This is a genomic window from Bacteroides sp. BFG-637 (assembly GCF_024793605.1).
Lineage (GTDB): Bacteria > Bacteroidota > Bacteroidia > Bacteroidales > Bacteroidaceae > Bacteroides > Bacteroides vicugnae.
Genome location: NZ_JANUPD010000002.1, coordinates 6,694,751 through 6,708,287, shown reverse-complemented (window position 1 = coordinate 6,708,287; position 13,537 = coordinate 6,694,751). Strand labels below are relative to the sequence as shown.

9 protein-coding genes, 1 tRNA gene and 1 pseudogene are annotated in these 13,537 nt (G+C 42.4%); 3 read left to right on the top strand and 8 right to left on the bottom strand.

Annotation, left to right across the window (positions count from 1 at the left end; translation table 11 throughout):
* Positions 1–22: 22 nt before the first annotated feature.
* Positions 23–95: transfer RNA gene (locus NXX38_RS26465), tRNA-Arg, on the top strand.
* A gap of 263 nt (positions 96–358) precedes the next feature.
* Here NXX38_RS26465 and NXX38_RS26460 read toward each other — a convergent pair.
* From NXX38_RS26460 to NXX38_RS26445, 4 genes and pseudogenes are all read right to left on the bottom strand, one after another.
* Positions 359–787, bottom strand: coding sequence for a hypothetical protein (locus tag NXX38_RS26460; protein ID WP_258981793.1), 429 nt, complete (start codon positions 785–787; stop codon positions 359–361).
* Between the two features lie 623 nt (positions 788–1,410).
* A pseudogene (locus tag NXX38_RS26455) lies at positions 1,411–4,266 on the bottom strand (bifunctional fucokinase/fucose-1-phosphate guanylyltransferase); the annotation flags it as partial.
* A gap of 119 nt (positions 4,267–4,385) precedes the next feature.
* On the bottom strand, positions 4,386–5,069 hold the full coding sequence (locus tag NXX38_RS26450) for an HAD family hydrolase (RefSeq protein WP_004312359.1): 684 nt from the start codon (positions 5,067–5,069) through the stop codon (positions 4,386–4,388).
* Positions 5,070–5,105: 36 nt separating this feature from the next.
* A complete protein-coding gene (locus tag NXX38_RS26445; RefSeq protein WP_258981790.1) occupies positions 5,106–5,915 on the bottom strand; it encodes a hypothetical protein in 810 nt (269 codons plus the stop codon).
* A gap of 190 nt (positions 5,916–6,105) precedes the next feature.
* Here NXX38_RS26445 and NXX38_RS26440 point away from each other — a divergent pair, with 190 nt between their 5' ends.
* Positions 6,106–6,612 (top strand): DUF5035 domain-containing protein, encoded by a 507-nt coding sequence (locus tag NXX38_RS26440; protein ID WP_195649124.1) that lies wholly within the window; start codon positions 6,106–6,108, stop codon positions 6,610–6,612.
* Between the two features lie 99 nt (positions 6,613–6,711).
* Here NXX38_RS26440 and NXX38_RS26435 read toward each other — a convergent pair whose 3' ends face one another.
* The 3 genes from NXX38_RS26435 to lysS form a co-directional block, all read right to left on the bottom strand.
* Positions 6,712–8,049: a glucose-6-phosphate isomerase gene (locus tag NXX38_RS26435; RefSeq protein ID WP_004299377.1), complete on the bottom strand. Its 1,338-nt coding sequence runs from the start codon at positions 8,047–8,049 to the stop codon at positions 6,712–6,714.
* Positions 8,050–8,067: 18 nt separating this feature from the next.
* Positions 8,068–9,063, bottom strand: a complete 996-nt coding sequence (locus tag NXX38_RS26430; protein WP_148365204.1) for an NAD(P)H-dependent glycerol-3-phosphate dehydrogenase — start codon at positions 9,061–9,063, stop codon at positions 8,068–8,070.
* Positions 9,064–9,151: 88 nt separating this feature from the next.
* Positions 9,152–10,882 carry a lysine--tRNA ligase gene (gene lysS / locus NXX38_RS26425; RefSeq protein ID WP_258981789.1) on the bottom strand — a complete coding sequence of 577 codons (1,731 nt, stop codon included), beginning with the start codon at positions 10,880–10,882 and terminating at the stop codon, positions 9,152–9,154.
* A 105-nt stretch (positions 10,883–10,987) separates the two neighbouring features.
* Between lysS and NXX38_RS26420 the strand changes: the two genes are divergently transcribed.
* Positions 10,988–12,337 (top strand): MATE family efflux transporter, encoded by a 1,350-nt coding sequence (locus tag NXX38_RS26420; RefSeq protein ID WP_258981787.1) that lies wholly within the window; start codon positions 10,988–10,990, stop codon positions 12,335–12,337.
* A 76-nt stretch (positions 12,338–12,413) separates the two neighbouring features.
* On the opposite strand, the gene NXX38_RS26415 is transcribed toward NXX38_RS26420, so the two are convergent.
* Positions 12,414–13,520: a glycoside hydrolase family 105 protein gene (locus tag NXX38_RS26415; protein ID WP_148365201.1), complete on the bottom strand. Its 1,107-nt coding sequence runs from the start codon at positions 13,518–13,520 to the stop codon at positions 12,414–12,416.
* Between the last annotated feature and the right edge of the window lie 17 nt (positions 13,521–13,537).

Sequence of the window (13,537 nt, the reverse complement as noted above, 5' to 3'; positions counted from 1 at the left end):
TGTCCTCGCATTTAGAAAGAATGGCCCCGTAGCTTAGTGAATAGAGCGTCAGATTCCGGTTCTGAAGGTCGTGCGTTTGAATCGCACCGGGGTCACAGAAAAATCCCTTGATAATCAGTTGATTATTGAGGGATTTCTGTTTCTACTCCTGTGTGAATAAGGCTGGAAAACTAGCTTAAAGTCCATTGAAATGGATCGTTGTTGGCTAATTGTTGGTGTAAATGAAGACCTAACATGCTGACATTCAGGCTGGAAAATAGAAAGAGTAAAATGAAAAGCTTAGTACACATATCTGTATAACTTTTGAGGGCATTTCATTCTTAGTATTCTTTCTTTTATCTCGTAAGAGGTTCTGTTATTAGTCTTTCTTTGTATAAGAGTTACAAACTAATCGTCTATTTGGGGCATCCGGAAAATCCGGATTAGTTATTTGATTATAAAATTCCCAGTTTCTTTCAAGTCTTTGGGCTACATCTATATTGGCCGTATGGCAGATGTATTTTTTATTTGCTACATCCAGAATACCATAGGTAAGAATATCCTTTTCCTTTCCCTCCTTATTTTTATATACGCTTTTGCCCAATAATATCTTATATTTTCCGTCTTCCCGAGTACAGTATTCTTTATTGGTTTCAAGAGTATATGTACCGGAGACATCTGTAAAATCATTGGAGGCCATTTCTACGATAATCTGTTTGGGCTCTCCTGTTTCCGGAGTGTCTGTTGAGTCATCGTTGCATGCGGATAGCAAGATGACGGATAAGAATAATAGTTTAAGTAATTTCATCTTTATATTTTATTTGTTTTTGATCCTTTTTTTAGTCCAGTATATTCAATTGAGATTATTTATAGTGCAAATGTACAGTTTTTGTATGATATAAAAGCGGTAATGGATAAAATAAATATGTTTCATATTCTTGATATTTAGATTAATAATCCTTGGATAGTCAGTTGTGTATTTTACTTTGCATTTTCTCAAACACAGTTAGTTATTATTGTATGTAGTTGTATAATTTAGCCTAAATAGAAAGAAAAAGTTGATTTAAATAAAATATTTCTTGTGAGAAATGCTAACTTTGTAGATATGAAAAAGTAAAGAACGATATTCTGTAGTAGTATGTTCATAGCTTTCCAGATGTAGACATTTGACGATAAATTATATTAATCCCAATAAATATAAATAAGAATGGAAGAAGCTAGAAAAAAGAAATGGGCTAGTATTGCACTGGTTATCGGAGCTATTGGTTTTATCATTATTGTGATTTACTTTACAGTTATTTCAAGTCTCAACATGTAAAACAGATCATTATGGCATTGAAAAATTAAAGCTTGGACATTTCGTTTGAATCTGTCCAAGCTTATTTTTTATGATTCCGGATGATTGACCTGCCTTATGGTAACGCTTTCTCTTTAGCTTCTTGAAACCTGAAGTCCCTTATCAGAAAGAGTCATTTCTACAAAACGAGCACGGGAATTAGGGGCTTGTTCCGTTAGTATCCGTCGGATTTGTCCGGCTGCCTGCGGGTCTTTTGCTACCATATATAGATACCCCCCGCCACCTGCACCGGGGAGTTTGTATCCCAGGGTATAATCCTTGATTTTCTCAATAATGGCTGCTACTGCCGGTGGATTGGTTCCGCAATCTAATGCCTGATTCTGTATCCAGGTTTTGCCGACCAAACGACCGAAACTTTCGAAATTACTCCGTAAAATAGCTTCACTCATATCCATTGCATGAGCTTTCATTTCGGCCAGCAAACTTAGATGCGGACCGGAATTGAGGAACATGGAACTGACAATCTCTGCCAAAATACTTTTAGCAGTACGAGTAATTCCCGTATAATATAACAGATGACAGTCGCGGTAATCAGGATGAACAAAGAGCTGATCGGGTAACCAGCGTACTAACGGATTCTGTTCGAAACCTGCTTCAGATTGAAGCAACTTAATACCGGAAAAGACACCGCCATATTGGTCTTGCCAACCTCCCCCTGTGGTCAGGAGCTGTTCTAATACTAATGTGTAACTGCATATATCATTTTTATCCCAAGCCAGTCCGCAGAAATCATTGATTGCTCCGAGCACGGTAGATGCCAGTATGGAACTGGTTCCCAAGCCAGAGCCTGCGGGAATAGCAGCCAGTAGAGTAATTTCGATTCCTGAACCGAAATCTTCCAGCTGTTTAGCTAAAGAAGGATAAGATTCCGTAGAGAATGCCGGTGCAAAGCCCGCCAATGTAAGGGCGGCTTTCGGGATAGAGAATGGAGAACCTACCTTTTTATAATCTTGCAGTTCCTCGTAATTCCTTATCACTTCCATTGCACCCATGTCGATAGAGCGAAGAGTGATGTGATATTCCTTGCAAGGTTTCACATATACTTGTAGCGGCGGTTGGCCGTTCAGCTCGATAGCAAGATTTACAACACTTCCTCCTGAATAAAGAGAGTAGGGAGGTGTGTCTGTCCATCCTCCGGCCACATCAATACGCACAGGACTGCGTCCCCATACGATTTGGTCGGAATAAACATTGAGTATGGGATGACTTTTACGTTCGCTCATTATCCCCAATAAACCGTCGCGAAGCAGTTGAAAAGCTGCCTGTTCCTCTTTGGCACAATCCTTGTTTTCACGTAGTTTCATGATACGTGCACGAAGCATCCGGTTGTGTATCCGTAACATGGGGGCGGCATCTTCTTTCAATACGTCAGGCATATCTAAATTGAAACGTACAAATTCATTTGCGGCATCCAGCAAATCGAGTTGATAGAACACACTCTTCTCATAATTGGCTGCCAGTCCTTTCCAGTTCTCCTTGCGGAAAGCATTGCGTTGTTCGTAAAGACGCTTGAGGTTGGCGCTTGCGGATATTTCGTCTGCAGAAACTTTCTCTGCTTTCAACCAAAGTTTTTTCCCTTCTTCCAGTCGTGGTTCCGAGGTCATCCAGCGTACTAATATGCCTAAATCTTCCACAGAAGCTACTTTAGGGAAGATGGATGCCGATTGTAAATCATCTGTACGCCCTTTTATATCCTCCCAGGTAATTCCTCTATCTTCCATCCAACGGGTAAAAGGAATATTAAGATAAGTAGTCGTTATTTTGTCCAACGCTCCTTTGAATACATCATCCAATCCATACGGACGCGCAACAAACTCATTCTCACCGATAGGAATAATGTCGATGCAAACCCCATCCGGCAAATTGATGCTCCACTGATTTTCAGGAACTCCTGTAATAATCTGGCGGGAACCTAATTTCCATTCCTTTCCCACATGGCTATTCTCAATCCATAAATTGGCGTTGTCGGCAGAAAGAGAAATTTGTGTGATGGAATTCTGTATAAAGATAGCCGGATTCGGCTTTACTTTCCGGTGCATGATTCTTCTTTGGTCCCGTACCTTATCCTGTATGGCTAAAGTAGAAGAAATCAGTTCGTGACTTGTGCCGTAATGATAGAATTCTCCACCCGGCAACGGCAATATAGCTACGGACAACTGATTGATTTCTTCATCTTCCGTTTTAGGATGCTCTCCCAAAGCCAAACCATAGTCCGAGTATAAGTCATAATAAGTAATATCCTTCGTACCTTCTTTCAACGACCGTTTCATCAATACTTCTATGGCGCGGTCACTCAAAATCCAGATACCGATATCCATCAGGAAAAGATGAGTTTTCGACAATCCTTCCAACTCTTCCAGAGAAGGTTTCTGCAACATGAAGTCGAGCACCTCCGGTTTTTTCCGGTCGGAAACAAACACGCCATGATGAGTTGCCAATGACGGATTCACCCACAGCCCGTAGCATACTACGTCTGCGTTCGGAATATCCTGAAGCGGTTTTTCCGAACGGATATATACATCTCCGCTAGCAATCAGCGTATTCAGACCGGCCGGAGCCTGATTCATAATCCTTTCATAGAGCGGGAGCTGCAATGACAACAGATTCTGTCCCAGCTTTTGTCCTCTTTCCCAACTGAAGATCGGGATAGGAGTTAATATTTTGCCGGAAGGGCCGTAGCTGGGTAGCCGACGGCTTTGTCCGCCTGCATGGAGCAATATTCTTTTTTTATGTCCTATCCAGTTGCTGAAAGACTCTTGTGGAGCGAATGCCTGATGGCAAGCTTGCAATAACCATGTAGTTCCGCCGCCGGAGCCTAGTTTGCTCCCTATGGGGTCTGATGTACAAAACCAATCGGTATGGTTAACTTCTTCCAGTTCGTGGAAGCAATGGATCAAATTGGGTGGTAAAGATAATAACTTTTGCATAGTAGAATCTGCGTTGGCTTAGATAGAATCTAAGCGAATTAAACTCCCGTAAAAATACTATTTATATTCCTGCTTTTCAATATTTCTCTCCTGTTTTGAAGAATAAATTTTCTTTTCAGCTTTTAGATGTCATTTTCAGTCATCATGTCCCAGGTGTCATTAAGTGCCTGCATGGATGGAAATAATAAATCAGCCCCGGCATCCAGCAGCACTTGTCCGTTCAAAGGACCCGTATTGACTGCTATGGTGAAAATACCCGCATTGTGTCCGGCTTCCACTCCTAACGGAGCGTTTTCTACAACAACCGCTTCATCCGCTTTAATCCCTCCTTTTTTCAAAGCCATCAGATACGGCTCGGGATTGGGTTTGCCATATTTTACATCGAACGCTGTAACCATCAGTTCTTTGTGAAACATTCCCGGATAGTGGTGTTCCAGCCGTTCGAGCAGGGATAACTGACCGGAACCGGTGACCACCATCGGAATCAGACCGTCCTTCTTCACTTTTTGCAGCAACTCCCATGCACCGGGCATAGGCTTTGCTTCAGGATATGAATTGAACAAAACACTTTTCTCCTGATAGATACTTTCTATTTCCTCTTGTGTGGCTTCTCTACCCAATTCACGTTGAAAAACAATATTGATTGTTGAGGCTCCTGTCCGTCCTTCATGCATATATGCTTCTTCGCGACTAAGAGTGAGCCCATGAGATTTCATTACTTTATGCCAGGCTTCCGAATGGTAAGGCATAGAGTCAAAAAGTACGCCGTCCATGTCAAACAGGACGGCTTTCAGTTTCTTTTTCATACTTTGTACGTTGCGGAATCTTTTTAAGATAATATTTTATTTTTCTATAATCATTTTCTTTAGATCGGACTGGGGGATAATCACATCATATTGTTTTCCGGAATCCTTACCGATATATCTGTAAGCAATGTTTTTATTGTTCTCCACACAGGTTTTTATGAATATCTGGGTGGCAGGATCGGTCTGACTTGCCAGCGTGGACACAATACCCTCTTTCACTTCTGCTGCGTTTTCTTCAATCTGGCTGATAGGACACAACTTTTCGTCCACACTGCATATATAAACAACCGATTCACCTATGACTTCGATCTTTTCGACAATGACCTCTTCACTGGCCTGCATTGGAAATTGCAGATTCGCCATTTTCAGTTGCGCTTCAAGCTTTGTCTGTCCGCTTTGTGCCGGGGCGGCATTTGTATTGATCACCTCTTTCAATTCTTCGGCAGTAAGTTCGCAAACCGCTTGCTCGCCCGACTTATTCCCTACAAATATCATGTGTAATCCGGAATTACACTTAGCCATCAGCTTCAACATTTCCTTTACATCAGCAGCCGGATTTTGAAACATCATTTTGATAGATGATTTCATGCTTTCCGGATTATCTTTCAATATCTTAATATTGGTAATTTCCTCGTTCATGTTGAGAGTGTACACTACGTTATCTCCGTCGTAGATGATGCTGGTAATCTTGCCGACTTCCCCCATGTCCAGCGGGCACTGTTTGTTGGCTATCCCGATCACAGTTTTGAGTTTGGCTTCCTGACAACCGGTCATGACTATCATTAGCAATGATATGCTACATAGTAGCATGAGTCCATTGGACTTCTTTAATAAATTTCCTGCCATTCTATTTGTTTTTTAAGTTTGATTCGCTTCATCTACAACTGTATACGAGGCAAAGATAACGATAAAAAATGAGAGATAAGTTAGAAAAGGAAGATAGTTGTAAATGATGCTCCCAAGCGATTAACTATATAATTATTTGCTGTTTAGAGGAATATGTGTATTTTTGTAACGTTATAAACTCGACGATAGCATGAAAAAGAGAGTATTATTGTTGCTACCATTGTTTTTAGGTGCCTGCTCTGATAGTGGAGAAAGTCCTGTTATCAAGATAGAAAAGCTTTATGCAAAGATCGAATCGGACGGTGAAAATACCAGTTCCGGTGAAAAGGACTATGCGAATCAGAGGGAGGAGTTGCCGGCCTTGAAAGTGGGAGATGAAGTGAAAGCCTTTCTGCTTTTGGATGGAAATGGGGCAGAACTGAAAACCTTTAAACTTCAGAATGACGATGAAGTGGATACTAAACTCTTTTATGAGCAAACAGAAGTATCTACGGAGGGAAACTTGACGGATGTGGAGAAAGGACAGCTCCGTTTTAAGGATGGGGTGTCAAAGGCCAGAATTATGGTTATGGCGACCATTAAACAAGTCGATAAGAACGGTGATGTAAAATTAGAGTTCTATCTTTCTTCCAAAGCCGAATGTGAAGGAGCACAGGAAGAAATCGGCTTGAAGACGAAAGCCGAAGATGATAAATAAGAGTAATAATAAATAATGAACGGTGAACAAATCCATGCATATAGCATAGTTGTTCACCGTTCATTGTTTATAGTTTACCGTTTATAAAACGTTCTTGATTTATAGTTTTGCACGGATTGCTTTGGATTCCTCTTCATAACCCGGTTTGTCCAGCAAGGCAAACATATTCTTTTTGTATGCTTCTACACCCGGTTGGTTGAATGGGTTCACGCCCAGCAAATAACCGCTGATACCACAAGCCTTTTCGAAGAAATAGAGCAGACCACCGATGTTGTATTCGCTCAATTCTGGAAGTACGATGCGCATATTAGGTACACCACCATCTACGTGAGCCAGTTGTGTTCCCAGTTCGGCCATCTTGTTTACTTCGTCCACACGTTTGCCGGCTAAGAAATTCAAGCCGTCCAGATTTGCTTCGTCAGAAGGAACTTCCAGTTTGTGGTTAACCTTCTCTACTGAAATCACAGTTTCGAAGATAGAACGTTCGCCTTCCTGAATCCATTGACCCATAGAATGAAGATCTGTCGAGAAATCTACCGATGCGGGGAAGATACCCTTATTATCTTTTCCTTCCGATTCTCCGTAAAGCTGTTTCCACCATTCGCTTACATAGTGCAGTTTCGGGCAGAAGTTAACGAGGATTTCGATCTTCTTGCCATTTCTGTACAACTCATTGCGGGTAGCAGCATAAATAGCAGCCGGGTTTTCAGCAAATGCAACGTCCGATCCGCATACTTTTTCCATATCGGCAGCACCGGCAACCAGTTTGTCGATATCGAATCCGGCTACTGCGATAGGCAGCAAACCAACCGGAGTCAGTACAGAGAAACGTCCGCCTACGTTGTCAGGGATGATAAATGTTTTATATCCTTCTTTGTCAGCTGTAACACGGGCAGCACCTTTCTTTGCATCCGTCACTGCAACGATTACTTTCTTTGCAGTTTCTTTGCCGCGCTGATCTTCGCATTGCTTTTTCAGTAAACGGAAAGCAAGAGCAGTTTCCGTAGTAGTTCCTGATTTAGAAATATTGATGACACCGAATTTCTTATCTTTCAGATATTCAGTCAGTTCATACAGATAATCTTCGCTGATATTGTGTCCTGCATAGATCATGACAGGAGCCGTTTTCTTTTCCTGTAGCCAAGTGAAGCTGTTAGACAAAGCTTCGATTACGGCACGGGCACCCAGATAGCTGCCACCGATACCGGCAACGATTACTACTTCACAGTTATCTCTTAATACTTTTGCTGTAGCGTTCAGGTCGGCCAAGTGTTCTTTAGTGATAGAAGAAGGCAAATGCAACCATCCTAAAAAGTCATTACCTTTGCCTGTACCTTTTTCAAGCATTTCCTGTGCGGCTTTTACTTCAGCTTCGTAAGCAAAAACCTTTTCTTTGGAGATAAATCCAAATGTCTTTTCAATGTTTAAACTAATCATATCGTTCTTGTTTAAAGATTATCTAAAAGAGTCAGTCAGCAATTTAATCTCGATCATTGGTGAGATGCGTTCGTACAGGATGTTGTACACGGCGTCCAGTATCGGCATATTGACATGATGATGCTTATTGATTTCTTTGATACATTTCGTACCATAGTAACCTTCCGCAATCATTTCCATTTCAATTTGCGCACTCTTCACGGAATACCCTTTACCTATCATCGTTCCGAAAGTCCGGTTACGGCTGAAGTTGGAGTAACCGGTCACCAATAAATCCCCCAGATAAACAGATTCATCCACGTTTCTGTTCAACGGATGCACCGTGTTCAGGAAACGGTTCATCTCCTGAATGGCGTTAGAGATCAATACAGCTTGGAAGTTATCGCCATATTTCAGTCCGCTACAGATACCGGCAGCAATGGCATACACGTTTTTGAGTACCGAACTGTATTCGATACCCGCCACGTCATCACTGACAGATGTTTTGATGAAGCTGCTTCCCAGACGGCGTGCGAAGATACGTGCTTTGTCTTTATCAGGGCAGGCGATAGTCAGGTAGGAGAGGCGTTCCAAAGCCACTTCTTCTGCGTGGCAGGGACCTGCAAGGACTGCTATGTTTTCTGGTGGCACACCATATTCTTTTGTGAAGTATTCCGATACAATAACGTTGTCATCGGGTACGATTCCTTTGATAGCGGTGATAATGAACTTATCCTTAATCTTCATTTTCAGCTTTTTCAGATGTGCTTTCAGATAAGGAGAGGGGGTGACAAAAATCAGTGTATCGGATTCTTTCACAATATCATTGATATTGGAACTGAAGTTGATACGCTTTGTGTCGAATTTCACCCCTGTCAAATAGGCCGGATTATGTCCTAATCGTTTGAAATCGGCAATGCGGTCGTCTCGTCGCATATACCAATTAATAGAATCTTCCTGCGCCAGACACATCTTTGCGATGGCTGTGGCCCAGCTTCCTCCGCCCATTATCGCTATCTTACCGGGTAGTTTCATTTGTTTAATTAAAAATTAAGAATGAAGAATGAAGAATTATGAATGAAAAGCCGAAACGATTCTCCATTCTTAATTCTTCATTCTTAATTTATTTAAGTTTATTTATCCACTCGGTCACGTCGTTTACGGACGGATTGGTCAGTTCTAATTTATATTTCTTGTTAATGCCGCAGATATCCTGGTGTAGCTTCTGCGGATTGACATCTTTCATGTCGGCAACTGTGTTGTAACCGGCTTTTTGAATCACCGGAACCCAGTCTTCTGCGATTCCCAATTCCACATATTTGGCAGCAGCGTCTTTTTTCACTACTTTTTCCGGGCGCATTTGCGGGAAGAACAATACTTCCTGAATGGTAGTCTGTCCGGTCATTAACATCACCAGACGGTCGATACCGATACCGATACCCGATGTAGGAGGCATACCATATTGTAAAGCGCGCAGGAAGTCCTGATCGATAATCATCGCTTCGTCGTCTCCCTTGTCGGCCAAACGCATTTGTTCTTTGAAACGTTCTTCCTGATCCAGCGGATCGTTCAATTCCGAGTAGGCATTAGCCAGCTCTTTACCGTTCACCATCAGTTCGAAACGTTCGGTCAGTCCCGGTTTAGAGCGGTGCATCTTGGTCAGCGGAGACATTTCAACCGGATAATCGGTGATGAAAGTCGGCTGTATATATGTGCCTTCGCAGAATTCTCCGAAGATTTCATCAATCAGCTTGCCTTTACCCATCGTCTCGTCGATTTCTTCCATTTTCAGTTCCTTGCAGACTTGGCGGATTTCCTCTTCGCTCTTGCCGTTCAGGTCATATCCTGTCTTCTCTTTGATAGCGTCCAGAATAGGCAGACGGCGGTAAGGAGCTTTGAAGTTGATGGTTTTTCCGTCAACCACTGTTTCTGTGCTACCGTTCACTGCGATACAAATACGTTCCAACAACTTTTCGGTGAAATTCATCATCCAGTTGTAATCCTTATATTGTACGTAGAGTTCCATACAAGTGAACTCCGGGTTATGGGTTTTGTCCATACCCTCGTTACGGAAGTTTTTACCTATTTCATATACACCTTCAAAACCACCTACGATCAGTCTCTTCAGATAAAGTTCTGTTGCGATACGCAGGTAAAGATCCATATCCAGTGAGTTATGGTGAGTGATGAACGGGCGTGCGCTTGCTCCACCGGCAATAGATTGCAGGATCGGAGTTTCCACTTCCGTGTAACCGGCTTCGTCCAAAGCATTGCGCAATGTTTTCACCACAGTGGCACGTTTCAGGAATGTTTCTTTGATACCGTCGTTCACTACCAGGTCCACATAGCGTTGGCGATAACGGAGTTCGGGATCTTCAAAAGAGTCATAAGCTACCCCGTCTTTGTACTTAACGATAGGCAACGGTTTGATAGACTTTGCAAGTACAGTCAGCTTCTTAGCATGGATACTGATTTCACCCATCTGCGTGCGGAACACGAAACCTTCGATACCGATAAAGTCACCTAAGTCGAGCAGGCGTTTGAATACAGAGTTGTACAGTTCCTTGTCTTCTCCCGGGCAGATATCATCACGGGTGATGTACACCTGAATGCGACCTTTAGAGTCTTGCAATTCAACGAAAGATGCTTTACCCATCACGCGGCGGCTCATGATACGACCGGCTACGGAAACTTGGCGTGGCTCCTCATCGTCTTTAAATTCAGCTTTAATATCTGTAGAGAAAGCATTGGTTACATACTCTGCTGCTGGGTACGGATCAATACCCATCGCACGAAGCTCATTCAGGCTGTTGCGTCGAATGATTTCCTGTTCACTTAGTTCTAATATATTCATTTCGTTACGTATTAACTCAATTTTGGAGGCAAAAATACGAAACTTTTCTCATATATCCTGTAATCCATCTCTTTTTTGTATCTTTGCCGCCTCAAACTAATAGGTATGACAGGACAAAAGACACCCACTGCGTTGGGTACGGAAAAGATTGGGAAGCTTTTAATGCAGTATGCCATTCCGGCAATTATCGCCATGACGGCGTCTTCTCTTTACAATATGGTAGATAGTATTTTCATCGGTCACGGGGTGGGTGCGATGGCTATTTCCGGGTTGGCGTTAACTTTCCCGCTAATGAATCTTGCCGCGGCTTTCGGCTCACTGGTCGGTGTCGGTGCGGCTACATTGATTTCGGTGAAGCTGGGACAGAAAGATTATGATACCGCACAGCGGGTTTTGGGAAATGTGTTTGTATTAAACCTTATTATAGGTATTTCTTTTACGGTAATTGTTCTTCCTTTCCTTGATCCGATACTTTACTTTTTCGGGGGAAGCGATGAAACGGTGAAATATGCCCGTGAATTTATGCAGGTTATCTTGCTCGGAAATGTGGTTACTCATTTATATCTGGGACTGAATGCAGTGCTCCGTGCTTCGGGCCATCCGCAGAAAGCGATGATGGCAACAATAACGACAGTGATAATCAATATATTGCTTGCGCCATTGTTTATTTTTGTATTTGACTGGGGAATCCGTGGGGCGGCTACGGCTACGGTTTGTGCACAGTTGATCGCATTGGTCTGGCAGCTTCATTTGTTCTGCCGTAAAGACGAGCTGATACGGTTGAAAAAAGGTATTTTCCGTTTGAAACGGAAAATCGTGCTGGATTCATTGGCTATCGGTATGTCTCCCTTCCTGATGAATATGGCTTCTTGTTTTATTGTGATTCTGATTAATCAGGGATTGAAAGAATATGGAGGTGATTTGGCAATCGGGGCATTCGGTATTGTCAATCGCATCGTCTTTGTCTTTATTATGATTGTGTTGGGATTGAATCAGGGGATGCAGCCTATTGCGGGATATAATTTTGGTGCGAAGCTCTATCCCCGTGTGACGAAAGTGCTGAAAGCAACCATTTGCTGTGCTACTGTAGTGACGACGATTGGTTTCCTGATAGGTATGTTCATTCCGGAAATCGTATCTTCCATCTTTACTTCGGACGAAGAATTAATCAGCATTGCTTCTAAAGGTTTTCGTATTGTGGTATTTTTCTACCCGATTGTTGGTTTTCAGATGGTAGCTTCCAACTTCTTCCAGAGTATCGGAATGGCAAGTAAAGCCATTTTCTTGTCGTTGACGCGGCAGATGTTATTTCTGGTTCCCTGTTTGTTGATTTTGCCTCATTATTATGGACAAATAGGCGTTTGGGCCAGTATGCCTGTGGCAGATTTGGCGGCTAGTCTTATATCCGGAGGTATGTTGTGGTGGCAGTTCCGGCAGTTTAAGAAAGTAGCTTAATACATAGGATAGTAAAAGCCGGTTATTGAAAAAATCACTCAATAACCGGCTTTTACTATTGATACATTGTTCACATTTAGTAAGCACCTGACAATTTATATAATTCGCTTCCTGCCAATAAGAAAGCACCTACGCCATATACATCTGTTGCATCGAATCCGGCAGCTTTGGGTGCGGCACCAACAGGTTGTATATATCCCAACTTTCCATCAGAATGAACAGCTTTTACCAATGATTGCCAACCTTTTTCAAGTACAGGTTTGTAGGTTCGTTGGGGCAGGTAGCCATTACGGATTCCCCAGGCAATGCCAAAACACATAAAGGCAGAGCAACTATTTTCGGGCATATTATACGAATCAGGATCTAGTAAGCTGGTACGCCAGTCCCCGTCTTTGCATTGAGTTTTACGAACTGCTTCCGCCATTTCAGTAAATAGCCGGATATAGTAGTCACGTGAAGAACAGTTGAGAGGCAAATTGTCAACAATAAGAGGAAGTCCGGCAAATACCCAACCGTTACCTCTTCCCCAGAATTGTTTACTACCATTTTTCTCACGGAGGGGAATTCGTTTATTATCTCTATAAAAAAGATGTTCTTTCTTGTCATATAGTGAGTCTACACACTCTCTATATTCACTGTCCATATAATTCAGAAAGATTTTATCTCCGGTTATCGTGTATAGAGCCGCATAAACCGGAGGCGCCATAAACAAGGCGTCCGACCATGACCAACGTTCCGTTGTTCCCACGGCATCTGTCTTTTGTAGCGGAGCTTTCGAAGGATGGGAAGCCACATAATAAGCGCGTTCCATTACCGGTTGTAGCATACGCTTATCATCAAATCTGCGATACATCTCGATGAAAGCCTGCCCTACACAAATGTCGTCGGCATGATATACACGGTTCCACATATCCCAGTTATGTCTTTCACCAATAGTGCGGACAAAATCATAGCAGGACTGATTTCCGGAGACTTTTCCCCATTCAGTCATTCCGCGATATAAAGCGCCGTTTGTCCAGTCTAGTGGATTATGCTTTACTTCGTTGTGATGGCTAATTTGCCACTCGGATACGGCATTACAAACTTTAGTAATATCTTCTTTTTCCATCTTTGATGAAAAAAGCTGTTGAGCATTCAGGGTGCAATTTATTGATACTAAAAATAAGGCAAGAATCTTTTTCATTTATCATCTATTTTATC

Excerpts from the sequence above, each read along its gene's own strand:
- NXX38_RS26450 (WP_004312359.1), bottom strand. The coding sequence starts at position 5,069 with ATGAAAAAGAAACTGAAAGCCGTCCTGTTTGACATGGACGGCGTACTT.
- NXX38_RS26435 (WP_004299377.1), bottom strand. The coding sequence starts at position 8,049 with ATGATTAGTTTAAACATTGAAAAGACATTTGGATTTATCTCCAAAGAA.
- NXX38_RS26420 (WP_258981787.1), top strand. The coding sequence starts at position 10,988 with ATGACAGGACAAAAGACACCCACTGCGTTGGGTACGGAAAAGATTGGG.
- NXX38_RS26430 (WP_148365204.1), bottom strand. The coding sequence starts at position 9,063 with ATGAAACTACCCGGTAAGATAGCGATAATGGGCGGAGGAAGCTGGGCC.
- NXX38_RS26445 (WP_258981790.1), bottom strand. The coding sequence starts at position 5,915 with ATGGCAGGAAATTTATTAAAGAAGTCCAATGGACTCATGCTACTATGT.
- lysS (WP_258981789.1), bottom strand. The coding sequence starts at position 10,882 with ATGAATATATTAGAACTAAGTGAACAGGAAATCATTCGACGCAACAGC.
- NXX38_RS26460 (WP_258981793.1), bottom strand. The coding sequence starts at position 787 with ATGAAATTACTTAAACTATTATTCTTATCCGTCATCTTGCTATCCGCA.
- NXX38_RS26415 (WP_148365201.1), bottom strand. The coding sequence starts at position 13,520 with ATGAAAAAGATTCTTGCCTTATTTTTAGTATCAATAAATTGCACCCTG.
- NXX38_RS26440 (WP_195649124.1), top strand. The coding sequence starts at position 6,106 with ATGAAAAAGAGAGTATTATTGTTGCTACCATTGTTTTTAGGTGCCTGC.